The sequence below is a fragment of the Shewanella sp. ISS20 genome (assembly GCF_056522965.1).
Genome location: NZ_JAWRZK010000001.1, coordinates 532,479 through 556,641, shown reverse-complemented (window position 1 = coordinate 556,641; position 24,163 = coordinate 532,479). Strand labels below are relative to the sequence as shown.

The 24,163-nt window shown below is 44.9% G+C and carries 22 protein-coding genes and 1 riboswitch; of the genes, 7 read left to right on the top strand and 15 right to left on the bottom strand.

The genetic code is table 11. The features are described 5' to 3' along the window. Positions 1-2: 2 nt before the first annotated feature. From pnuC to hinT, 7 genes are all read right to left on the bottom strand, one after another. Positions 3-641 carry a nicotinamide riboside transporter PnuC gene (gene pnuC / locus AC1HDP_RS02430; protein ID WP_140932310.1) on the bottom strand — a complete coding sequence of 213 codons (639 nt, stop codon included), beginning with the start codon at positions 639-641 and terminating at the stop codon, positions 3-5. Position 642: 1 nt separating this feature from the next. Continuing rightward, complete coding sequence (locus tag AC1HDP_RS02425) at positions 643-903, bottom strand: hypothetical protein (RefSeq protein ID WP_140934048.1); 261 nt, start codon at positions 901-903, stop codon at positions 643-645. Between the two features lie 90 nt (positions 904-993). Continuing rightward, positions 994-3,138 (bottom strand): TonB-dependent receptor, encoded by a 2,145-nt coding sequence (locus AC1HDP_RS02420; RefSeq protein ID WP_479637526.1) that lies wholly within the window; start codon positions 3,136-3,138, stop codon positions 994-996. A gap of 44 nt (positions 3,139-3,182) precedes the next feature. Continuing rightward, positions 3,183-3,286, bottom strand: a riboswitch (TPP riboswitch). Positions 3,287-3,358: 72 nt separating this feature from the next. Next, positions 3,359-3,766 (bottom strand): YcfL family putative periplasmic lipoprotein, encoded by a 408-nt coding sequence (locus tag AC1HDP_RS02415; protein ID WP_479637525.1) that lies wholly within the window; start codon positions 3,764-3,766, stop codon positions 3,359-3,361. Between the two features lie 100 nt (positions 3,767-3,866). Continuing rightward, positions 3,867-4,301 carry a PaaI family thioesterase gene (locus AC1HDP_RS02410; protein WP_479637524.1) on the bottom strand — a complete coding sequence of 145 codons (435 nt, stop codon included), beginning with the start codon at positions 4,299-4,301 and terminating at the stop codon, positions 3,867-3,869. 1 nt (position 4,302) lies between these two features. Further along, positions 4,303-4,833 (bottom strand): PaaI family thioesterase, encoded by a 531-nt coding sequence (locus tag AC1HDP_RS02405; RefSeq protein WP_140932306.1) that lies wholly within the window; start codon positions 4,831-4,833, stop codon positions 4,303-4,305. Beyond that, positions 4,830-5,186, bottom strand: a complete 357-nt coding sequence (gene hinT, locus AC1HDP_RS02400; RefSeq protein ID WP_479639803.1) for a purine nucleoside phosphoramidase — start codon at positions 5,184-5,186, stop codon at positions 4,830-4,832. Before hinT ends, AC1HDP_RS02405 begins: the two co-directional genes overlap by 4 nt. 550 nt (positions 5,187-5,736) lie before the next feature. On the opposite strand from hinT, the gene AC1HDP_RS02395 reads away from it, so the two are divergent. Then, complete coding sequence (locus AC1HDP_RS02395) at positions 5,737-7,503, top strand: M61 family metallopeptidase (protein ID WP_479637523.1); 1,767 nt, start codon at positions 5,737-5,739, stop codon at positions 7,501-7,503. Positions 7,504-7,741: 238 nt separating this feature from the next. Here AC1HDP_RS02395 and AC1HDP_RS02390 read toward each other — a convergent pair whose 3' ends face one another. Then, on the bottom strand, positions 7,742-8,368 hold the full coding sequence (locus AC1HDP_RS02390; protein ID WP_479637522.1) for a LuxR C-terminal-related transcriptional regulator: 627 nt from the start codon (positions 8,366-8,368) through the stop codon (positions 7,742-7,744). A 258-nt stretch (positions 8,369-8,626) separates the two neighbouring features. Between AC1HDP_RS02390 and AC1HDP_RS02385 the strand changes: the two genes are divergently transcribed. After that, positions 8,627-9,394 carry a cytochrome b/b6 domain-containing protein gene (locus tag AC1HDP_RS02385; RefSeq protein WP_479637521.1) on the top strand — a complete coding sequence of 256 codons (768 nt, stop codon included), beginning with the start codon at positions 8,627-8,629 and terminating at the stop codon, positions 9,392-9,394. A 77-nt stretch (positions 9,395-9,471) separates the two neighbouring features. Here the strand turns inward: AC1HDP_RS02385 and AC1HDP_RS02380 are convergent, their stop codons facing one another. Together AC1HDP_RS02380 and htpX are read right to left on the bottom strand one after the other, a co-directional pair. Further along, a complete protein-coding gene (locus tag AC1HDP_RS02380; protein WP_140932302.1) occupies positions 9,472-9,798 on the bottom strand; it encodes a cytochrome c3 family protein in 327 nt (108 codons plus the stop codon). Between the two features lie 256 nt (positions 9,799-10,054). Then, positions 10,055-10,918 carry a protease HtpX gene (gene htpX / locus AC1HDP_RS02375; RefSeq protein WP_479637520.1) on the bottom strand — a complete coding sequence of 288 codons (864 nt, stop codon included), beginning with the start codon at positions 10,916-10,918 and terminating at the stop codon, positions 10,055-10,057. 245 nt (positions 10,919-11,163) lie between these two features. Here htpX and pepE point away from each other — a divergent pair, with 245 nt between their 5' ends. Continuing rightward, complete coding sequence (pepE, locus tag AC1HDP_RS02370; RefSeq protein ID WP_479637519.1) at positions 11,164-11,871, top strand: dipeptidase PepE; 708 nt, start codon at positions 11,164-11,166, stop codon at positions 11,869-11,871. Positions 11,872-11,913: 42 nt separating this feature from the next. Here the strand turns inward: pepE and bioD are convergent, their stop codons facing one another. From bioD to bioB, 4 genes are all read right to left on the bottom strand, one after another. Then, positions 11,914-12,603 (bottom strand): dethiobiotin synthase, encoded by a 690-nt coding sequence (gene bioD / locus AC1HDP_RS02365; protein WP_479637518.1) that lies wholly within the window; start codon positions 12,601-12,603, stop codon positions 11,914-11,916. Beyond that, a complete protein-coding gene (gene bioC / locus AC1HDP_RS02360) occupies positions 12,600-13,349 on the bottom strand; it encodes a malonyl-ACP O-methyltransferase BioC (RefSeq protein ID WP_479637517.1) in 750 nt (249 codons plus the stop codon). The genes bioD and bioC overlap by 4 nt, the downstream gene beginning before the upstream one ends. A 260-nt stretch (positions 13,350-13,609) precedes the next feature. Next, entirely contained in the window at positions 13,610-14,776 is a 1,167-nt protein-coding gene (locus AC1HDP_RS02355) for an aminotransferase class I/II-fold pyridoxal phosphate-dependent enzyme (protein ID WP_479637516.1), read from the bottom strand. Then, positions 14,777-15,835: a biotin synthase BioB gene (gene bioB / locus AC1HDP_RS02350; RefSeq protein WP_140932297.1), complete on the bottom strand. Its 1,059-nt coding sequence runs from the start codon at positions 15,833-15,835 to the stop codon at positions 14,777-14,779. 94 nt (positions 15,836-15,929) lie between these two features. Here bioB and bioA point away from each other — a divergent pair, with 94 nt between their 5' ends. The 4 genes from bioA (at position 15,930) to AC1HDP_RS02330 (ending at position 23,220) form a co-directional block, all read left to right on the top strand. After that, positions 15,930-17,249, top strand: coding sequence for an adenosylmethionine--8-amino-7-oxononanoate transaminase (bioA, locus tag AC1HDP_RS02345; protein WP_479637515.1), 1,320 nt, complete (start codon positions 15,930-15,932; stop codon positions 17,247-17,249). Between the two features lie 273 nt (positions 17,250-17,522). Beyond that, the gene (locus tag AC1HDP_RS02340) at positions 17,523-18,470 is read left to right on the top strand and encodes a Dyp-type peroxidase (RefSeq protein ID WP_479637514.1); all 948 of its coding nucleotides are present in this window, start codon (positions 17,523-17,525) and stop codon (positions 18,468-18,470) included. A 363-nt stretch (positions 18,471-18,833) separates the two neighbouring features. Further along, positions 18,834-20,546: a pseudouridine synthase gene (locus tag AC1HDP_RS02335; RefSeq protein ID WP_479637513.1), complete on the top strand. Its 1,713-nt coding sequence runs from the start codon at positions 18,834-18,836 to the stop codon at positions 20,544-20,546. A 535-nt stretch (positions 20,547-21,081) separates the two neighbouring features. After that, positions 21,082-23,220, top strand: a complete 2,139-nt coding sequence (locus AC1HDP_RS02330; protein ID WP_479637512.1) for a diguanylate cyclase — start codon at positions 21,082-21,084, stop codon at positions 23,218-23,220. A gap of 73 nt (positions 23,221-23,293) precedes the next feature. Here the strand turns inward: AC1HDP_RS02330 and nadE are convergent, their stop codons facing one another. Next, a complete protein-coding gene (nadE, locus tag AC1HDP_RS02325) occupies positions 23,294-24,115 on the bottom strand; it encodes an ammonia-dependent NAD(+) synthetase (protein ID WP_479637511.1) in 822 nt (273 codons plus the stop codon). Between the last annotated feature and the right edge of the window lie 48 nt (positions 24,116-24,163).

Sequence of the window (24,163 nt, the reverse complement as noted above, 5' to 3'; positions counted from 1 at the left end):
AGTTAGGCACCAACCATTTGCGGCTCAGAATCCAAGGCTAACTGCTTGCGCCACAGCCAATAGCCGCTCATAGCCAAGCCAACGTACAGCACAAATAGGCCAGAAGTTAAGATCATGCCTTTACTCAGGTATAAATAAATCGACACGAGATCTATCACCACCCAATACAACCAGTTCTCCACCACTTTTTTCGCGACTAACACAGTGGTCATGACCGCAAAGCACGTGGTTGCCGCATCAAGATACGCCATCGAAGCATGGGTGTAATTGGCCATCAAGTACCCCACCAACACAGAAACCATACCTGTGACAGCAATAATCCCTAAGTGGCGCTTAACACTCCAAGAGACTAATTGCTGGCCCTGACCGCCCTCACCGCCGTTCTTCCACAACCAAAACCCATACACGGCCATGGCCATGTAATAGACATTGAGCACAGATTCCATCAGCAAGGACACTTTCCAAAACAACAAGGTATAAATTGCAGTACTCGCAAGAGCCGCCGGCCAGCACCAGATACTTTGGCGCATAGCCAAAATGAGATAAGCCATAGCGAGCAGCACAGCTAACGCTTCCCAGCCATTCATCATCAACCAATCAGACTGTAAGCTTTGGAGCCAAGTCGTCAATTGCGACCACATATTACTGCTTATGAGCCAAATTAAGCTCACCTCCCAAGAATTTACACACAAACGCCGCCTTACCAAATTTACTATGGGCAGCTTCCATTTCAACGGCAAGCATAGCCATCACTTCGCTATATTCACCAACCACTTGCGTGGCCATAGCATTAGTTACACGCTCAATATTAGGGTAAGAGTCAACTCGTTGAATAAACCATTCAATGGCTTCTAAGTAATTGTCTTGCAGCGGATACATACTAATTTCGGCAGTTAATTTCATCATAATGTCCAAAGTTTGCGGCAATGCCACATTGAAAACGGCCACGGCTGTGGCCAAGAATGACTCACTGAATGCATTCAGAGAGTTAAATTACATAAAATCATATTTAACGGTAATTCCTACTTGGCGTGGATCGCCATAACGCACATATTGCTGATCGGCCCAGTCTTTATTGGGTTCATTACCAAATAAGAAACCGCGCACGCCATACTGCTCATCAGTGAGGTTACGCCCCCACAGATACACAGACCAAGCATTCGCCTCGTAACCTAAACGCATATTAAGCAAATGGTAATCATCGGATTGAAATTCATTACTGTCAGAATAATAAAAACTGTCCATGCCGGATAAGGTCAGGTTGGCAAAATAGCCAGCATTACGCCAAGTAGCGCCCACTTGATAGTTATAGCTAGGCGAATGCGCTAACTCACGGTCAGATAAGTCTATGGTTTCAGAAGATTTAACGAATTGATAGTCATCGTATTGCGCATGCAGTAACCCAAGGGTGGCAAACAGGTCGAGATGATTGCCAAGATACCAGTGGCCTTCGGCTTCTAAGCCATAATTGGTAGAACTGCTGGCATTGGCTGTGTAAAGCTGAAAATCCCCAGAGCCTGGCACTTGAATAGAAGCATCCACTTGCTGATCTTGTCTATCCATATAAAACAACGACACGCGACTGGTGACATCCCCTTGCCAATAACTGCCACTGTGGCCCACTTCATAGTTATATAAGGTTTCAGAATCAAAGGTACGATACTGACTTAGCTCTGCAGGCAAGCTCATATTAAAGCCTCCTGGCTTATAACCGCGAGCAATTTTGGCATAAAGCCTATGGTTGTCATTGAGCTCATAGCCCACTGACAGATGCCCGCCCCACATGGTTTCGCTAGGATCAAAGTGCTCAGGGCTTGAATCTGTGTAGTCACTTTGCCAGTGCTCAATTCTGAGTCCCACAGAGTAATGGAACTTATCAATATAAGTATCTAACTGGGCAAATGCTGATAACTTTTGCGCTAAATAATCACTGTAAAGGTGGGATTGGCTTAACGGCCCTAGTTCATACCTATCTTCGGTCAGCAGATGATTACTTTCATTTAAGCGATTGTAATACATGCCAAACAACCAATCTGTGGTGCCAGCAAATATCCGCCCAGCACCATCGCTCAAAATACGCACATCTTGGCTAAAATTTTGGCGTTTAGCGGTTTTATCCCACCAGTAGTCATACACACAAGGCGCGCCATAGCATTCAAACTGCTGCCAATACTCTGAGTTTGACCAATCGCCATCATAGGCATGGCGCTGTTTAGTATCAGTAAAGCTGCTGATGGATTCAATGCTAAAGCGCGGATCAGCTTGCCAAGATAATTTAAGTGCCGCGCCATTGGTGGTTTGAGTATCGACTCCGGGTTGGTCGGTATTCGTATAAGTACCGTTACTGTCTAGCGACCAAACATCATAACCATTATCAAAATTACCGTGAAGTAAGGTTAAATCCGCTTGTAAATCATCATTGATATACCAGCGTAATTTAGCTTTAACTGAGGTTTCATCGCGCTTATTGGTATCATCACGGCCAAGATAGCTATTTTCCATAAAGCCATCTTGCTGATGGGTTTGCACTGAAATGCGCCCAAGCAGGCTATCGTCTCGATTAAGTGCGCCGCCAGCATAGGCGCCTAAGGTCCACAAATCATCGGTACCTAAGGTGAGCTCAGTGCCAGCCTCAGGTATGGCACTCGGCTCAGCACTGGTTAAATAAATCGCGCCCGCTAAGGCATTACCACCAAACAAGGTACTTTGTGGACCGCGCAGCACTTCAACTTGGTCGATATCAAATAAGCCTGATGCCATGCCTAGCCCAGACAAATCGATATCATCGACAAAAAAACCTACTGAGCTGTTAGGCGCGCCTTGATATTCTTCTTGATCGCCCACACCGCGAATTTGAAAATATCGCGCCCGCGAACTGCCGCCAGACCAGTTAAGGTTAGGGACACCATTTAAAATATCTTGAAAGTTTTCGCCGCCATCATCTTGTAATTGGGATTTATCAATGACGCTGACACTAGATTGCACTTGATTGACATTAATGGCGCGAAAATCGGCCGATACCACTAAGACTTCCATCAGCTTATTATCGGGCGCGGTTAAATCTGTGGTGGCAGAGAAGACATTGCTGCAAAAGCTTGTCGATATAGCTAACGACAACAAAGAGATAGGATATTTCATGGGACCTCAATCTATACTAGGTTGAGATCCGGCAAGACGCGCGAAGGCAATAAACACACCATTCCTACGCCGGTATAAGCCGGATCAGGTTCTAAGGGTTCGTCTATCGACATCTCAGTCAGCGCTGCTGACACCCCTTGGCGGCCGCAAGTATAGCTTAAGTAGTCAGATTGTTAATAGAGCATAATCAGTAAATTACGCCTATTTATTGAAAATAAACTTATTGAGAGAATACTTCCCGCACATAAATTTCAAAACTAACAGCACCATTGGCTGGCGCCATGGCTTGCACTTGGACTTGTTGTTTACCGTATAAGGTTAACGGGGTCCAAGATGAAGAGTCTCCTTCAATCACAAAACCACTGCCATCAAACCAAGTAAATTGATATTGCAGGCTTAAGTCGGTGGAATCTAAGCTAGTGATAGTCGCAGTGCCTTGCATCATGCCGCCGATAAGGCGAGTTTTAAGCTCACTAATGGTGACATCACTGCCCACGCTGCTGTTATCAACGCGGGTAATACCAGCGGTGGATGCCATTATCCCGCCAGTTCTATGACTGCAAGCACTCATGCCAACAACAACTAACAACATAGCAAACGCATAACCTAAGCGAATATGGGGTTTCATCAGCATCTCCTGTTCAAGCTAAGCCAGATTAAATAACTCACTTTTACCTACCAATAATACTTACCGCAACTCACTCATGTTAAGCCTTAATCGTAAAACACTAACCTAACAGAAAATGAGCCCGCGCTGTGGCAATTAATTGCTTTCGATTCGACTGCCAACAATCAATACTCACATTGGCCACACGTCGACCTTGGCGAGTAATACGGCACTCGGCAAAGGTATCTTTATCATAGCCTGCACGTAAGTAATCAATGGAGAAATCCACGACCTTAGGGACGCCAGAGGCTTGCATCAGCACCATAAGTTGCACTATCGCCGCCATTTCCATAAAGCCCGCGATCACGCCGCCATGCAGCGCGGGTAACACGGGATTACCAAGATTTTCAGCCTTAGCCGGCAATTTAAACACTAATTCATCACCAAAGCGTTCAACCCCCATGCCAATGTAATTAGCATAAGGCACTAAGGCTAATATCCGATTAACATCTTGGCTGCGCGCCGCTTGCCTAAGTAATGAGTGGCTATGTTCCATGTTAGTTTCCATCATTGTTACCAAGCTTGTCGGCGTCGGCATCATCGCCCATTAATGCTGCGCGAAAGGCATCCCCTACCATTTCTGGGCTAATGCGCATAAACGAGCCTACCGCATGGGCTATGGGGTTATCTATGGAATCTTGAAAAGCTATCGCCCGAGTAAAGGCCACGCTTGTGGCTAATTTATAACATTCAGCCATGGCATACACAGGCAAATGCGGCGCCGCTGGGCGCATATAATCCACCCGTAAATCTAAGGTAGGGGATATTTCTAACGCATTGTATTTATTCTTAATGGCGCAAATAGTGGCAGTGCCACAACTGGTGTCCATTAAGGTGGTGATCACCCCGCCATGAATAACCCCAGAATCAGGGTCGCCCACTATGTCAGTGCTGTAAGGTAATTCCAGCAAGACATGATGCTCGCTGGCCTCTAACACCTTAATGTTTAACTGCCGACAATGAGCGAGCTGCGCAACAAAGCGCTGCGCTAAGCCTGTGAGTGGGAAATCTTGGGGGGACACCTTCATGCTTTAAGGCTCAACATCCGGCCTAACTGCTGACCACCGACTAAGTGCAGGTGAATATGGTATACCTCTTGGCCACCATGACGATTGCAATTCATGATCACTCGGTAGCCATCTTCGCTAATGCCCGCTTCTTGCGCTAGACGCGCAGCCACTGTCATCATCCGCCCTAACGCCAGTTCATCAGACGCTTTAGCATCATTCAGGGTTGGGATCTGGTGATTGGGAACAATTAACACATGGGTCGGCGCCTGCGGAGAAATATCGCGAAACGCGGTCACTAGTTCATCTTGATATAAAATATCGGCTGGAATTTCACGCCGGATAATCTTACTAAAAATGGTTTCTTCGGCCATGAGTGTTTGTCCTTTTGATGATGTCATTGAAAATCCCCTCGGCGGTATACCTGATAATTAGCGAGCGCGCCTCGTTATGCAAGTTACTCAAATCACCCTAAGCATGTAAATAGCAGCAAGCTTGGCTTTAATTAGCGTCGTTTACATTGAGCCGTATGAGTAAAAGCAGCAGAAAATAGCGCGTTAGCCTTAAATAACGTGGCGCCAGTATAACTTAAAATCAAATACTTGGGATAGGCTCTAGCGAATGGCAAGTCCTGCTGTAAACCAAGAGCAACTAACGGCAATAACACTAAGCGTTAAGCCAGTCATTAGCCTAAACCGTAGCATAAGCCGTTAACCTAAGTCGTTAACCGAAGGGGAAAGCTCAGCTTGTGATTCGCCTTTAACCTAGCCTTAGTTCGGCCATTGCCAAACATCTCGTATTGAGAAGTTCTGGAATTAATAAGCGCAGGAAATTGCCACTAGGCTCAGCAAAATCCCTGAGTAATCAAGTAAATTTTGCTAGCATAGGAGCAACATCTATCAGGATTCAGATTGGGATTAACCTATGCCACATTACCAGATTAATGCGCACCACTATTTGGCTCATTTATTTGATGTCACTATTGATGTGAGCTCAGCCAAGCCGCAACAGATTTTCTATCTTCCCGCCTGGATCCCTGGCAGTTATATGATCCGTGATTTTGCCCGTCATCTTATTGATATCAAGGCCCATGATGTCAACGGCGAGCCATTGGCGCTGGTGCAATTAGATAAGCAGCGCTGGCAGCTTGTGAATAATTGCACTGAATTTTCCTTAAGCTATCAAGTGTATGCCGCCGATTTATCGGTGCGCAGCGCCTTTCTTAATAACGAGCGCGGCTTTTTTAATGGCAGTAGCGTATTTGTAGGCTTTGAAGGCTTAGAAGATAGCCCTCATAAAGTCACAGTCGCAGGGCCTGAGCACTGGCTACTTGCCACAGGTCTTAAGCGCGTTACTGGCGCTAAATGGCACTATGGCGACTTTATGGCCAAGAGTTACGATGAACTCATAGATCATCCCTTTGAATTGGGCCTGTTTGCCCACCATAGCTTTGATGTTGATGGCGTGCCCCATGACATTGTTTTAGCTGGCCGCTTACCCGATGCGTTAGCGCAAGACAGCAGCCCATGTTTGCAGCGTTTAGCCAGTGATTTAACTAAGATTTGTCGCGGTCAAATCGCCTTATTTGGTACGTCAGCCCCTTTTACTGACTACCTATTTATGACAGCTGTGCTCGACAATGGTTTTGGCGGCCTAGAGCATAGAAATTCAACAGCGCTTATGTGTAGTCGCTCAGATTTACCGCTTACTTTCCAGCAGCCAATTAATGATGGCTATCTTGGCTATTTATCCTTATGCAGCCATGAGTATTTTCATAGCTGGAACGTCAAGCGAATTAAACCGCAGCCATTTATTCCTTATCAACTGAGTCAAGAAACCTATACCCGCCAATTATGGGCCTATGAAGGTATTACCTCTTATTACGATGACTTGATGACCTATAGATCTGGGGTGATTTCCCCATCCCAGTATTTAGCGCAACTGGCGCAAACTTTAACGCGGGTGTACCGCAGCCAAGGTCGAAGTAAACAAAGCCTTGGTGATTCAAGCTTTAACGCTTGGACTAAGTTTTATCAGCAAGATGAAAATGCACAAAACGCCATAGTGTCTTACTACACTAAAGGCGCTTTATTTGCGCTATTTGTGGATTTAACCATTCGCCTTGAAAGCGCCAATGCCAGCCTTGATGATGTGATGCGCCTGTTATGGCAGCAACATGGTCTCACAGGTATAGGCACGGATAACTCCAGCCATCAAGCATTAGTCACGCAAGTGTTAGGCCGCGATGCGACCGACATGTTTAGCTATATCGACAACACCTTAGATATTCCGCTCGTTGAGTTATTCAAGCAAGTTGGGGTGACTATGCATGTGCGCGCCAAAGCCAATCCGCAAGATAACGGCGGCCAAGCATTAACGCCCGCACGCTGGGATGTTGGCGCGCAGTTTAGCGCTGAAAGTCATGGGCTCGTGATTAAAAATGTGCGCCAAGACAGCCCAGCTATGTTAGCAGGACTCAGCGCTGGCGATGTCTTAATTGCAGCCAACGGCTTAAAAGTCACCGCTAAATTTATGGAAAATCTGCAAGATTACCCAAAGGCAAGCCAGATTGAATTGCACTATTTTCGCCGCGACCAGTTACTCAGCGGAATCTTACCGCTAATGGCGCCGCCCTTAGATACAGTGCACTTTACTATTACCGATGAAGCAAAGCTAAAGCGCTGGCTGTAATTGGAATAAATATTGTGAGCTCTGGCGTTGTCTTACGTGCTTGGTGTCTTATGTGTTTGGTATGTTGCTACTATGCAGCTTGGCATTTAACGCGGCATTCTTGGCCTGAACTAAGTGAGTACTCCCGTTAGTTTCTACGGGAGTATTCACTCATCTTTATCGGTTGCTTTATAAATCAGTCATCAGTGATAACCAGATTTGCGAACGCGGAGCTCATCCCTCACGCCGATGTAATGGCTTACACCCTCACCTCGTGCATATTTTGCTGCGCCCAAGCAATGGCTTGACCGCGACTCGTTACCCCGATTTTACGAAACGCGCGATAAAGATGGGTCTTAATAGTACTTTCACTGACATACAGTTTTTTAGCGATATCTTGATTGGTAGAACCGCACAATAAGGCTTGCAACACTTCGCGTTCACGCAAAGTGAGCATTTCACTATCTAGGCTCTCCATATTTACGATTTTTTCAGCAATCGCAGCTGGAATAACATGCTGGCCGCGCAATATGCCATTAAGCCCTGCTGAAATCTCAGCCAAACTATTATTGCAATAAAAAATTCCGGCGGTTTTTAACGGATTTAATATAAAGGCGGCATCGGCTTTTCGCGGGTAATGTAAATACACTAATTTAATGGGAGCAATTAGCTTTTCCGCTAAACGCGTGAGTTGATAGGCGGTTTGCAAATCTACAGAGGATAAATCTATCAGCATTAATGAATGCTGACTTAATTCCACATTAGTGACTTGGTCTGGGGTGCGGGCATTTAATTTAATTAAGAATTCTTGCGGCCAATAGTGGTGTAGCAAGTCGCTCAGTAGCGACGAACGTGATACTAAAATCCATTTTTTGACCTTAAACATTATCTACTCCCTGATAATTGTATTGGCAAATTCCGCTTGATACAGACAGCATCAAGCAAGTATCCCTAATCTATTCATGGGATTGTATTGCAGCTGCGATTTTTTAACAAGAAAGTAACGTCAATGTGCTGTAACAATCAGTATCTTAGTTATTACCAAATAAGCTAACCAGCCACCAATCCCTTGTCACACCTACAGATACCAAGATTTGTAGTCATTCATAATAATTAAGTAATCTATTTGTAAGCATTTTTTTAAATGAAATGGCGTACACTTAATTCAATCTTAAAAAACTTAGGCAATACTATGGAAATCCAAGAGTATAAAGTGTGGCATTTATCGGTAAGACTATTTCATTGGATCAATGTCTTACTCATTTTCACCCTCAGCTTATTAGGCTTGGTCATGATGTTTAAGGCTGAGCTTGGGATTGAAGGACTTGCCGCTAAAATAGGCTTAAAACAAATACATGTATTATTTGGCTATGTGTTTGTGATTAATTTGGTCGTGCGATTACTGGCAGGTTTTATGCTTTCAGGGAAAAATAGCTGGCGCGCATTATTTAGCGCTCGTAAGTCAAACGAAATTAAGCCTTATTTACAAGCCATCAAATCAGACTCGCCACCGCAATATTTGGGGCATAACCCGTTAGGGCGATTAGCAGTAATGGCGCTGTATCTGTTACTCATTACCATGGCAACTAGCGGTTTATTTCGCGCTGGAACTGATATTTATTACCCCCCCTTTGGCCATATGATACAAAGTTATTTAGCGGATGATGGCGTATCCCCTGCAAGCATCAAACCTTATGATAAAACAGGGGTGAATACTGAGCAGGAACAAAAGTTATCGCCGGTAAAAGGCCTAGTAGGTAAGATTCATTTGTACGGCGCCTATCTATTATGGATATTACTCGTACTGCATATTATTGGCGCTATTCGCCAAGAAGTCACCAGCCAACCTGGCACTATCTCTGCGATGTTTTCAGGTAAAAAATACCTAGCGCGGCCACCCATAGATAGATGAATAACAATCAATAACCATGAATAAATAGCGCCCAATAAAAAGGCCGGCTAAAAGCCGGCCTTTTTATTAATTCAATATTATTGTGCTTTACGACCATCGTCATGACAAGCATCACATGTTGGCTTTTGGCCAACATTCATGTCATGCGGAGCATGACAATCAGCACAAGTCAGCACGCCATCATGGGCTTTGTGGTTTGCACTCATTTCAGCTAAAGAACCGTGGCAAGATTGGCATTGTTGAAATTCAAATGCGCCATCAGCAGAAGGCTCGCCATTGGCGTGACAGCTTTCACAGCCACCCATTTCAGCGTGGAAGTCAGCCAGATTTTCATCTGCAGCAAAAGCGGCTGGTGATAAGGCGATAGCAGCGCCGAATAATATGCTCAGTAATTTATTGCTCACGATATATCCTCCGAAGATGGTGCCTACAATAAGCTTCACTTGCGTTCTGAGCTTGTGGCAACCTGTAATTATGTATGTCTACTCATACTAATTTAGCGCAACCTAATCAAGAGTGCAGTAAAAAAGTAGTCCCCCTATTTTAGCAGCCATAGCATTTATGAACTGTGCGCTATCTCATGTACTTAATATGAGAAGTCACTATTGCAGAAAATAAAAAAGGAGACAGGGTCTCCTTTTTTATAATTGAAATTAACTATTATGATTGGCGTAAAGCTTGAATACGCTTATCTAACGGTGGGTGGCTCATTAATAATTCGGTTAAGCTGCGCTTACCGTTAATACCAAAGGCCGCCATTGATGCTGGCATAGCGCCGGCTTCTGGGCCATTACGTAAACGCTCTAACGCGGCAATCATTTTATCTTTACCGGCTAAACGAGCGCCGCCTTCATCGGCACTGTATTCACGAATACGTGAAACGTAAGCCACTATGATTGACGCCAAAATACCAAACAGCATGTCGAGTACAAACACCACTGCCATATAGGCAAACATGCCTAAGCCTTGGCCTTCTTCATCGTTACTTGCTACGAAGTTATTAATAATACCGGCAACTACGCGGGCAGCAAAAATAACGAAGGTATTCACTACGCCTTGAATTAAGGTCAAGGTCACCATATCACCATTAGCTACGTGGCTAACTTCATGAGCTAACACAGCCTCAACTTCACCTTGAGACATGTTATATAACAAGCCAGTGCTAACAGCCACTAACGAGTTATTTTTACTTGGGCCAGTCGCAAAGGCGTTTAATTCTGGTGAATCATAAATAGCCACTTCTGGCATCTTGATCCCAACTTGCTGCGCTTGACGAGCCACAGTGTCTAACAACCACTGCTCAGAGCTATCACGCGCACGAGTAATAACTTGTAACCCCATGGTTTTCTTTGCCATCCACTTGGAAATGGCCAAGCTGACGAACGCGCCACCAAAACCAAAAATCGCAGCAAATACCAATAATCCACTCATGGTAGAGGTATTGACACCTAAGAGTGACATGACGATTGATGCAACCAGCAATATAGCTAAGTTAGTTACAATCAATAAGAATATACGTTTCATTAACGCTCCTAATAGGGCACTTTGTGCCAAGATGACCTGTCTAATGACATAATATGTCTGAATTACCAAAATTCAAGGGGCACAACCTACTTTGTTTGGCAGTAAATAGTCTAAGAACAGTTAATTAAGCCAAACTTAATCATGACTTAGATAGGCTAACATGCTGCATTAATTATCAATAAATTGATATCCTCTTACCCAAGTTAACCAGTTTCAAGCCCAAAAAGAAAAATGAGATCCGAATCATGACCACTCAAGCGTTATTGTTAAGCAGTTCAAAATACCAAGCGACACCTTACTTAAGCCATGCCATTGAATTTATGCGGCCTTTTAGCTTAACCACTAAGAAATGGTTATTTATTCCTTTTGCCGATGCTAGCCTTGAATATGATGATTATTTGGCGCAAGTCGCCATAGGTTTAGCGCCTTTAGCCATTGAATTGACGAGCATTCATCAATATTCCGACTACCAGCAAGCCATCGCCGATTGCGATGTGATTGTTGTTGGTGGTGGCAATACTTTTCACTTACTTCATGAACTGTATCGCTTTGATTTATTGGCGACTATCCAATCGGCCGTGGCCGCAGGCAAGCCCTATATAGGTTGGAGCGCAGGGGCTAACATTGCTGGTCTTAGCATTCGCACCACCAATGATATGCCCATCATTTATCCGCCAAGTTTTGAGGCCTTGGCATTGGTGCCCTATCAATTAAACCCGCATTACAGTGACTATGTGCAAGCTGGTCACAATGGTGAAACTCGCGCGCAGCGGATTGAAGAGTTTACTCGAGTTGATAGCAATGCGGCGGTGATTGGCCTGCAAGAAGGTTCAGCCTTACATTTGCAAGGGCAAAGCTTAAGTCTACTGGGTTGCAACCCTGCCTATTACTTTTGCGGCGCCATCCAGCATCAAGAAATTGCACCTGGAAGTACGCTTTCTCTCAGCCACTAAGGCTCTGAACTCACCACTGAGTTAGCGCTTAGCAGTTAACTGTTAACTTTGCCAACACGTCGGCAGCTGTAAATAGGCTGCCGCTTGCTTGGCATTAGCACTTTCTAAATATGGAACCACCCCTAAGCATGGCGCTGGCATCATTTGCTGCAGGCTCGCAAGATTCTCATCAAAGCAGCTCATGTCAGGATCCACGAGATTCGCAACCCAGCCTACTAAACTCAAACCGTCCGCCAAAATGGTTTCAGCGCTTAAGATGGCGTGATTTAAACAGCCAAGTTTCATGCCGACCACCAGCACCACTTGCCATTGCTGCGCTTGAACTACATCAGATAAATACTCACCCGTCACTAAAGGCAGACGCCAACCGCCCGCCCCTTCCACCAGCTGCGCAGCAAAGCTAGCGCTCCCAATGGCGAGCAGCGCATCAGAGACTTGAGCCATGGAGATATCTTGTCCATCTTTGGCCGCGGCTATATGCGGCGCAATCGCGGGCTCAAATGCAAACGGATTGACCTCTTGATAATCAAGCCCCAGCGATGATTCGGCCATTAGCGCCAGTGCATCGGGATTACGCAGGCCGTGTTCAGTATTAACGCAACCAGAAGCCAGCGGCTTATAGCCTTGGGTCTCTAATCCTTGTGAGCGAGCTAAATGCAACAAGCCACTGGCAATCAGCGTTTTACCACTGTCAGTATCTGTGCCGGTAATAAATAGGGTCGGCTTCATCATAAGCGCCTCATATGGATAAAAGTGATATGGTAAGTCAATGGAATACCCTCCATTTGGCGCAATGCTTCTGCTCGAGCAACTAGCTCTAACCAATAGCGGCGCGACATTAATCCTTTACGCCCCGCGCCTTGATTGGCTAAGGTCGTGTTGGCCCCTACCCCTTTGATGGAATACAGCAATTCACGGACATCCTTAAAATGCACTGTGATAGCTTGGGTGCTGGCATTTAAGGCTTGCCAATCCTTAAGACTAAAGGCGTCAATAATATCGCAACCGGCATCAAAGGCATTGACCTGTAAGTTCAGCGCGTTGAGTTCAGGCAAACTGCCCGCGGTCACTATGCTTAAGGATATTTGGCCATCAGGGCGACATACGCGGCTAAGTTCACGCGCCACCTGATTAATATCAGGGCACCACTGCAAGGCTAAGTTGGAATAAATAACATCCATGCTGTTATCTGCCAACGGGAGCTGCTGGGCGTCCCCTTGCAGCACCTGATAGGCGGGATAATGGCGCTTTAATTGTTGCAGCATGCCGCCGGCAATATCTAAGGCATAAACTTGGGTATGAGCCTGTGTATGCTGACTAAAATCTGTGCCTGGCCCAGCGCCAATATCCAGTAATGTTTGACCTTGGCCTAAACCAGATAACAATTGCTGCTGACAAATACGCTGCACTCGATTGTGCTCAAGATAGCCAGTGGCAGCTCTTGAAAAGTGACTGGCGATAAGGTTTTCAGTGGCCATCTCGCCTCCTGCTATTTTGTATCGATAAGCTAATTTTTATCGATAACCATTTGTATCGGTAAGCCAATGTCTATCCGTCTATACATAGCCTTCGCCATCGCTATCGACAATTATTTCTCTCGAAAACTATAGCTATCAACAACCCAAGCCATGATCGATGTAATCATTAAGCGACTGCTCCACGGTAAATGCTTAAGGGCATGATTCAAAAAAGATTGTGACTATTGTTTGGCTCTTAATTTGACTGTTAATTTAGCCAATTAGCTAACGGCGTTTAAGTGATTGGCCTCTTGCGCTAACAGATGGCTTAAGCTCGTTAATAATCTGTCTATGTCAGTGTGCTGATGGGCGGCGCTTAAGGTAATACGTAAGCGGCACTGGCCTTTAGGCACGGTCGGTGGGCGAATGGCACCCACTTTGAGTCCTTGTGTACGCAGCGCTGCGGCTAAGGCCATAGTCGCCTGAATATCATAGGTCAACACCCCTTGAATTGGGCTGTTTGATGCCATGATAGCTATGCCTAGCTCCTTGGCTTTTTCTTGAAAATAAGCAATGTTAGCCCTCAGCTTAGCCACTAATGACGACTCTTTGGCTTTAGTTACCGCGGCACTCACTGCCATGCAACTTGCCGGAGATAACGCGGTTGAATAGATATAAGCGCGGCTATGGCTCACTAAATAATCAATCACAATATTCTGACTTAAAATCGCGGCGCCTTGACCGCCAAGCGCCTTACCAAAGGTGATTAAGTGAATATCTGGCACTACGGCTAAAGGCCGCCAGCCAAAACCATGGGCATCATCCACAATCAAGCCGCAACCATATTGAGTAGCAAGCTGTTTTAGCTCTGCCAATGGCGCTTCATCGCCATCCATACTAAATACCGATTCAGTGACTAATGCCGTCGCAGGCGTGCCTTTTTCAGCTAAGCGTTGCAACTGCGCCTTGGCAGACGCGACATCGTTATGGGTAAAGCGCACTAATTTAGCGCCGCTATCTGCAATACCATCTAAGGCTGACGCGTGCATCAGTTTGTCGGCGACAATCACGTCTCTGCCCGTAAATAAGGTTTTAAATAAACTGACATTGGCACTAAAGCCTGAGCAAAAAAGTAACGCGGCATCGTGCCCCGCCGCCATACATAAGTGCTGCTCTAACTCAAGATGGGCTTGGCTATAACCACTAATTAATGGCGATGCCGTGCTGCCATGACCAAATACAGCAACGCCCTTCGCAAGCGCCGCCGCGATATCGTTATCCCGCGCTAACCCTAAATAATCATTGCTACTAAAATCGACCTCAGCTAACGGCGGCTCAGCATGAGTTGAGTCAATATGGGCAAGCTTACGCTGTCGCAACAAGCCAAGGCTGGCTTGGCTAGTTAAGGTTGCCGCCAATCCTTGTTGCCAGTGAGCAAATGGCGTCACTTACAAGGCTCCAGCATCAAAAAATAATGCATTATTGGTTTTATCTTGTTTGGCTTTAACGCTTGCCATCACATCTTGCTCACGGGCGATAGTCGCGCTGGCCACTGCGCCTTGCTCTGGCGTTAACCCTAACTTTTTAAACAACTGCATATCTTGATTTTCTTCAGGATTATTAGTGGTTAGCAGTTTGCAACCGTAAAAAATCGAGTTGGCGCCAGCAAAGAAACACATGGCTTGCAGTTCTTCTGACATCTTTTCGCGCCCCGCCGATAAGCGCACCCTTGATTGCGGCATCACAATTCTAGCCACAGCAATGGTGCGTACAAACTCGAGGGGATCTAAATCTTCCACCTTGTCTAACGGCGTTCCCGCAACTTTAACCAGCATATTGATAGGCACAGATTCAGGGTGTCTTGGCAGATTAGCTAATTGCTGCAATAAACTGGCTCTGTCGGTGGTGGTTTCCCCCATGCCGACAATACCGCCAGAGCAGACCTTCATGCCGGCAGAACGCACATGTTCAAGGGTATCTAAACGATCAGCGTAGGTGCGAGTGGTAATAATATCGCCGTAAAACTCTGGCGAGGTATCTAGATTATGGTTGTAATAATCAAGCCCAGCGTCAGCCAATTGCTGCGCCTGCTGCTGATTTAACATCCCCAAGGTCATACAGGTTTCAAGCCCTAAGGATTTGACTTCACGCACCATGTCAGCAAGATACGGAATGTCCTTATCCCGCGGATTACGCCAAGCGGCGCCCATACAAAAACGACTGGCACCAGCAGCCTTGGCGCTTCGAGCTTCAGTGATCACTTTATCAATTTCCAGCAAACGCTCTTTTTCAAGGCCAGTATCATAGCGAGCGCTTTGCGGACAATATTTACAATCCTCAGGGCATGCTCCCGTTTTAATCGACAATAAGCGACTAATCTGCACTTGGTTAGCATCAAATGACTGCCGATGAATGCTGTGCGCCTGAAACAGTAAATCGTTCATAGGTAATGCAAACAAGGCTTCAATTTCATGCTTTTGCCAATCGTGGCGACACTGAGTAGACATAGGGTTCCCTGAGTAATTTTAACTTGGCTAGCATAACCTCAGGTCGTAAACTGTCAATCAATCTGCCAACTTAACATTTACTAACGATTAAAATATGAGCAACAGCATCGACTACTCCTTCGACCGTCAGCATCTTTGGCACCCTTATAGCAATCTCGAGCAACCCGCCCAAGTGTTTGGGGTGGTTTCTGGTGATGCTTGCCTACTGACGTTAGCGGATGGTCGGCAACTCATTGATGGCACTAGCTCTTGGTGGTCGTGTGTTCATGGTTACAGTCATCCGCAGATTGTTGCAGCCATGCAGTCGCAATTACAGCAACTTAGCCATGTGATGTTTGGCGGTTTGACCCATGAACCCGCCATCCGCTTAGGCAAACAGTTACTGGCGATGACTAGCCCGCAGTTAACTAAGATTTTTTACAGTGATTCAGGCTCAGTCGCCGTTGAAGTGGCTATGAAAATGGCAATGCAATATTGGCATGGGCGCGGTCACAGCCTAAAGCAGCAAATGTTAACGCTTAAACATGGTTACCATGGGGACACCTTTGCTGCCATGAGCGTGTGTGACCCAGATAACGGCATGCACAATCTGTTTAATCATGCCTTAAGCCCGCAGTGCTTTGGACCTGCGCCGCGCACGCCGTTTACGCAAGCACTAACTCCCGAGGAGATTAGCGCCTTAGAAACCTTATTTGCGAAGAATCACCAAGAGTTAGCAGCTTGTATCATTGAACCTATAATGCAAGGCGCAGGCGCTATGTTCTTTTATAGCCCTGAGTACCTTAAGCTATTACGCCGTCTTTGCATTCAATATGATGTGCTTTTGATTTTGGATGAAATCGCCACCGGCTTTGGCCGCACAGGTAAGCTCTTTGCCTATCAACACGCTGATATTGAAGCGGATATTCTGTGCTTAGGTAAAGCGCTAACTGGCGGTCACATCAGCTTGGCGGCAACCTTATGCACGGATGAAATAGCGCGCGGCATCAGCCAATCTTCGACCTCAGTATTTATGCATGGCCCTACCTTTATGGCTAATCCGCTGGCATGCGCTGCCGCCAGCGCCAGTTTAGCCATTCTTGAAACTGGTGATTGGCAACAACAAGTGGCCAATATTGAACAGCAGTTACAACAACAACTGGCACAAGCGGCACACTTTAGCGCAGTAAAAGAGGTGCGCGTGTTAGGCGCCGTGGGCGTCATTGAAATGCACTCAGCGGTCAATACCAGTTTGCTGCAGCCAAGGTTTGTAGAACTTGGGGTATGGGTTCGCCCATTTGGCCATTTTATTTATATTATGCCGCCCTACACTATTAGCTCTGCGCAATTAACTCAGCTAACCCAAGCCATGACCACAGTGGCGCAAGAACTGAGCCTACAAGCTTTGCCTGCCGATACGCCCTGTAATGGCTAAATTTGGGCGCTTGGTGATGTTGTCGTGCATAGCAAAGCGCTGCGATTAGCGCGGATTAGCCGAAGGTGTTAGCGAGGAATTAGCGAAATTAGCAAGGAGTTACTCGCGGGATTAATTCTGATTTATGTGGATACCACTCACTATGTTAACTACGTATAGTAAGTTCATAAATTAACGTATCGTAAACCGCCTTGATTGATAAGCTAACGCTAACATTACCAATGAGTAATGAATTAATAATGCGATTATCATCAATATTTGCAGGAGTGACCCATGACAGTGTTAAGTAACTTGGCCCAACCCGGTGTGCTATCAAATCCTACCACTCATGCTGAGTATATGACCTTTGTACTTGAACAAGGGCTTGATACTAATCATTTAAGTGCACAAATTACCCATTGCTTGGCCAAACTGGATGTCATCACTAAATCCATTAACCAAAAAGATTTAGACGCAAGCCTCACGATTAGCATAGGTTTTTCGGCTAATGCTTGGCCGCAGTTATTCCCAAGCATGCCAATGCCAGCGCAGCTGCAACCCTTTACAGAAATGCGTGAAGGCACGCGGGTTTTTCCTGCCACCGCTGGCGATATTTTTGTGATGATTAAATCAAATCGCATCGATCTCAACTTCCAAGCAGCCAAGCTAGTCATGCGTGACTTACAAGCCATCGCTGAGCTTACCGAAGATATTCAAGGCTATAAGTATTTAGATAACCGCGACATGATTGATTTTGTCGATGGCACTGAAAATCCAACCGGAGACGAGCGCGTTGAGGCCGTATTAGTGCAACAAGATATTGAACTGCACCAAGGGGGTAGTTATCTCACGACTCAACGTTATGTGGATAATCTCGATCAATGGGAAGCGCAGCATACCGAATATCAAGAGCAAGTGATTGGTCGCACTAAAATGGATAACGTTGAGCTCGATGACGATGTCAAACCAGCGTGGGCGCACAATGCCAAGAGTAAAGTTGAAATTGATGATGTTGAAATTAAGATGCTAAGACAAAACCGCCCTTGGGGTAATGCCAAAGAACATGGCACCTTTTTCGTGGGTTTTGCATCGACCCCAGAGATTATCAACACCTCATTAAAACAAATGATTTTTGCCGATGACAATGGCGATTACGATCGCTTATTAGATTTTGTGGATGCGAAAACTGGCGCCATTTATTTTATGCCATCAGCGACTTTCTTAGGGCAATTTGACGATTAACTAACGCCTTACAGAAACAAACTCCCCAAGCATTGCCGCGATAGCAAGTCGCGGCAAGCTCGTCATAAAAGGTCTGTCGCAAAAAGTAAATTGCGGGAAACTAGTCGCCGCCAGTTAGCATATAAATTAGTCATTAATTAGCCATTAATTAGCAAAGCCCAGCAGCAAGCCAACTCGTTAAAACACCCACCCTACTAACGCTCCGATCCTGACAATTCTATCGCTACAATCTAATGACTACACACTCATTCCTACACTCCTATTGCTACACGCTATGGCGAGTCGAATTAAGCCATGATCTCTATGGCGCGAACAGGTAGAATAGCGGCCGCCTTAGTTTACTCGCCGAATGTAACTTATTTTATGTCAATGACCGACGCTTGCTTCACCTTACTGCCAGATATTGCTCAAGAAATTGAATTGCCAGCACGCTTCACCTTCCCCTTTTACTATCAGCCGCATCCGCTTTGTGTATTAGCGGCGCAGTCGCTGCAGGCTTATCTTAGCGCCCCACACGAGTGGCAACATAATTTCGGCTTAGACGATAGCGATTCATTTGCCATAGGCAAAATGTTTGGCGTACTGGTGGTGCGCAATCAAGCCGGCGAATTAGGCTACCTCAGCTCATTTTCAGGAAAATTGGCTAACAGTAATCACATTACAGGCTTTGTACCGCCCGTGTATGACATGCTGCAAGCCGATAATTTCTTTGTTGAGCAAAAGCGTTATATCGATGATTTAAACCGCCAAGTCACACATAAACAAGCCGCACATGAGTTAAGTGACTGTCAGCGGCACCTTAAGCAGATTGAACAACAGGCAGACCTTGCTATTGCCGCGCTAAGGCAAGCCATGATAGTGGCACGAGCGCAGCGCAAATTAGCGCGCGAGCAGTGGCAAGCAAAGCGTGATAGTGCCAAGGGCGAGGACTTATTAGCGCTTGAACAGCAAGGACAAACATTAGCCCTTGAGCTTAGTCAGCAAAGCGTGCGAGAAAAACTGCATTTACGTGATACTAAGCTTGCTTGGCAGCAACAAATCGATTCGGCGCAGCACGCCTTATCACGATTAACTTGCGATATTGAGCGATTGCAAACCGAGCGAAAACAACTGTCCAATGAGTTGCAACAACGCTTGTTTGAGCAATACCGTTTTTTAAATATCAAAGGCGAGAGTAAAAGCCTGCATAGCATCTTTACATCGACCGTAGAATTAACCCCGCCAGCAGGCTCTGGTGAATGCGCCGCGCCAAAATTGCTGCATTATGCCTTTAGTCATAATTACCAACCTATTGCTATGGCTGAGTTTTGGTGGGGCGCTTCACCTAAATCCCAAGTGCGTCAACATAAATACTACTACCCCGCTTGTCAGCGTAAATGCCATCCGATTTTAAGCCACATGCTGCACGGATTAACTGTGGATGCTAATCCATTGCTGCAAAATACCGCGGCAGGCAAATCTATCGAGATTATTTATCAAGATGAGGCCTTGGCTATCATCAATAAACCGGCCGAATTTTTATCTGTGCCAGGTAAGCAAGTCACGGATTCGGTATTTAGCCGCGCGCAACTGATGTTTCCTGCTGCGACCGGGCCTTTAATTGTCCATCGCCTTGATATGTCGACCTCGGGCTTAATGGTGATTGCCTTAACTAAAGATGCGCATAAAGCGTTGCAACGGCAGTTTATTCAGCGCACGGCCAGTAAGCGCTATGTCGCCTTAATAGATGGCAAGCTAAGCATAGCTAGCGGCACTATTAGCCTGCCCTTGCGCGGTGATTTAGATGACAGACCAAGGCAACTTGTGTGTCATGAACACGGCAAAGAAGCCATCACCGAGTGGCAAGTGATTGAGCATATTGGCCAAAAAACTAAACTGTATTTATATCCAACAACTGGCCGCACTCATCAACTGCGTGTGCACTGCGCCCATGCTCGCGGCTTAAATATGCCTATGGTGGGTGATGATCTCTATGGACAAGTTGCTAACCGCCTGCATCTTCATGCTGAATCCCTAACCTTGAGCCATCCTATCAGTGGCAAGTTAATGACCTTCCAAGTGGATGCCGACTTTTAACCACTTAACATTTTTAAGATTTTTAAGATTTTTAAGATTTTTAAGATTTTTAAGATTTTTAAGATTTTTAAGATTTTTAAGATTTTTAAACTATAGGCGTTGCCACCGGCATCAGGAGCAATCTTGAGCGCAGCGCCTATTTATATCGACAGCTGCGATTTGATAGCTCAACTAACTAATAGCCATTCAACTAGGCTCACACCTTGAGATACACCTAGACATACACCTGAATATACACTTAGTTTGCTAAATTTTGCCCTTCACTCACCTATAACGCCAACATTTACACTTGTACTACCAAGAAACTCGTATCAAGCAAATTCAGCTTTATGTTCGTGCTATTTATTGGTGACTCAAACCTACTGGGTGACTGGCATTATTAGTTCAAAGCAGTTAATCACGCACGGCTAATACTGATTGGCGCAGCATTATCCTCAAGTAACTGATGCAAGTTGACACAGAAACAAGTAACATACGCACAAGACGCAACATATTTGCAACACAGCATTTTCTCGCGACTATTAAAGGCTTATACGTGCAACAACCCAGTAAATACCAAACAAATTTGATGTTAAGTGTTATTTTTGGCGTCATAGGCCTAATACTCAACCTCTTTCCTATTCCATTATTTGCTAACGTGCAGCTAATTTTTGGTAATACGGCTTTAGTTATTATTGCTGTGTTGGCGGGGCCATGGTTTGCATTACTCACAGCTATGCTCTGTGCCCTAGGTTTGTTTCTATCTTGGGGGAATTGGTTTATCTTCGTATTTTTGGCCATTGAGGCCATAGTATTGGGGTTTGCGCGTAGAAAAAACATTTATATTTTATATGCCAGCATGCTGTTTTGGTTATTGCTTGCGCCAGTGATTTTTTATTTTTACACGCTAGTATTCACCCAATTACCCATCAATCATTTACCCTTCATTTTGCTTAAACAAGCGATTAATGGCTTACTTTATACGGCAATAGCCGCATTAATCTTATTGGTTTGGCCCTACTTATATCAATTTGACCGTTTTCCATATCATCCGCGGAGATCGTTTAACTCACACCTAACCTATATATTTTGCCTTATTATCACAGCCGCATTATTAATTTCGACCTTATTCCTTAACTATTCGCATCTGCATCAACAACAGCAATTGCTGTTAAATAAGCTCAATGACTCTTTGAATTATCAATATCAAACACTCGAACATTCATTTGAGGATCACCATAAATCCTTATCGACTATGGCGCTGTGGTTAGGTTTATCGGCAGATACAACCGATGCGATAAATATTGATATCAATCAATTAGTCGAGCATAACGCGGACTATTTAACCTTAAAATATCAAGCGATTACACCGCTGATAATGGACACTGAGCCTGCCAGCCTTTTCCAAAGCAAGTCAAACAGCCGTATCCCTAGGGTCGAGGCAGAAAAGCCGCCAAGCTTTACACAAGAAACGACTCGCCTTGATAAGTTAACCTTAACCATAGACGTAATATCACAGCAAGATAAGCAGCTTTTAGGTCATCTATTGGCGACTTTTAATTTACCACAGATGTTTACTACTAATATAGAGAGCGCTAATCAGTCTCAGCCGCTGGTCATTATTACAGATGCCAAGGGCTATATTATTTATTCATCACCGTCATTAACACTGCCTTTGCTAAGCGCGCTTAAATATCGACACTCAGGAGAGGGCTATAGCACTCCATTTAACATGATAAATTTACATGATTTATCGACTAATGCGCCGGAATATATCTATCTTACTCGCTCATTTGATAATGGATTACGTTTAATGGTATTACAACCTTTTGAGCCATTATTAATGTCGGCTCAACAACTGTATTTTTATACCTTTGGATTTTTATGGCTAGCGATTGCATTAGCTATGAGTCTAGCTGGCATTATTAGCCGCATTCAGACTCGACCGTTAGAGCTTATTAGTCGGTGCGTAACCAATAAAGATACTCAAAACATAAAGGTGGAATTTACCCAGCATACGCCGATTGAAGTGATTAGCTTGTATGAGCAAATATCACTAAATCAGCAACAGTTATTAGCCCATCAATTAGCGCTGGAAGAGAAAGTCACTATTCGCACCCTTGAGCTGAAACAGGTCAATGACAAGCTCCAACAATTAGCGACTCAAGATGGCTTAACTCAGCTATCTAATCGACGCCATGGCGAACAGTTATTTATTATCGCGCAGGAATACTGCCAACGCAACCAAGAAAATCTGGCCGTCATTCTATTGGATCTTGACCATTTTAAAACCGTTAACGATACCTATGGGCATTTAGCAGGCGATCAATGTTTACGGCAGGTAAGCGTATTATTAAAGCAGCATTTTAGGCGTGAAACCGATATTTTAGCGCGCTATGGCGGCGAAGAGTTTTTAATTATTCTATCTGGCTATGAACAAGCCACATTAATTGCCCACTTAGAGCACTTTAGGGAGCAGATTGAACAACTTTCAATTCATTATGGAGCAGAAACACCATTTAAGGTGACGGCGAGTATCGGTGGTTTTAATTGCGCGGCTAAATTTGGCTCAGCCCTAGATAAATGGCTGAGTATTGCCGATGAAAACTTATACCAAGCGAAAAAACAAGGAAGAAACCAAGTCATATGCACAGGTTGCCATCAATTCTCCTTGTGCGAATCATCTATCGCTTAAATAGCATAGTGTTAGACTAATAGATTTAGCGCCACGGGCAATGCCATGGCGCGATGGCGAACGAGTTAATCAGTTAGTCATATAGCGTCGGGATAGGCTGGCGCTTATGCTGAGTGCGCTTATAAATGCCGATAAGTTTTTTATCGACTGTTTCACCGACATCTTTACCTTCTAAAAAATCATCAATTTGATCGTAAGTTAACCCTAATGCCACTTCATCTGGCAATAATGGTTTGTTTTCTTCAAGATCTGCTGTCGGCGCCTTATAAACTAATTGGTCTGGCGCGCCTAAATATTTGGCGAGCTGGCGAATTTGACGTTTATTCAAACCAAATAAGGGAGCTAAATCGCAGGCGCCATCACCCCATTTAGTATAAAAACCAGTTAAATTTTCGGCGCTATGATCTGTGCCAACCACAAGTCCTGAACATAATCCCGCTATTTCATATTGAGCTATCATGCGCATCCGCGCTTTAACATTGCCCTTAACAAAATCGACATTGATATTACTATCAAGCACACTTGCCGCCGCGTTAAGGGTTGCATTATGTATACCTTCAACGCCATCACCAATATTAACGGTTAAGAGTGACGATGGTTGAATAAACTGACAAGCTAACTGAGCTTCCGCTTCATCTTGCTGAATTTCATATGGTAGGCGCACAGCAATAAATTGATATAGTTTATCCGTTACAGGCTTATTAAGTTCATTAATGGCCAATTGACATAAACGTCCAGTAACGGATGAATCAACACCACCACTGATCCCAAGCACTAAATATCGGCTATTAGCTTCTAACAACTTAGCTTTGATAAAGGCAACTCTACGTTGAACTTCATACTCAGGTTCAATCGCCTTGAGTACTTTCATTTCTCTTAAGATTTGTCCTTTCACAGGTTACTCCGTGCTAATGGTTTATCAATTGGATGTAGTGATTGTCGC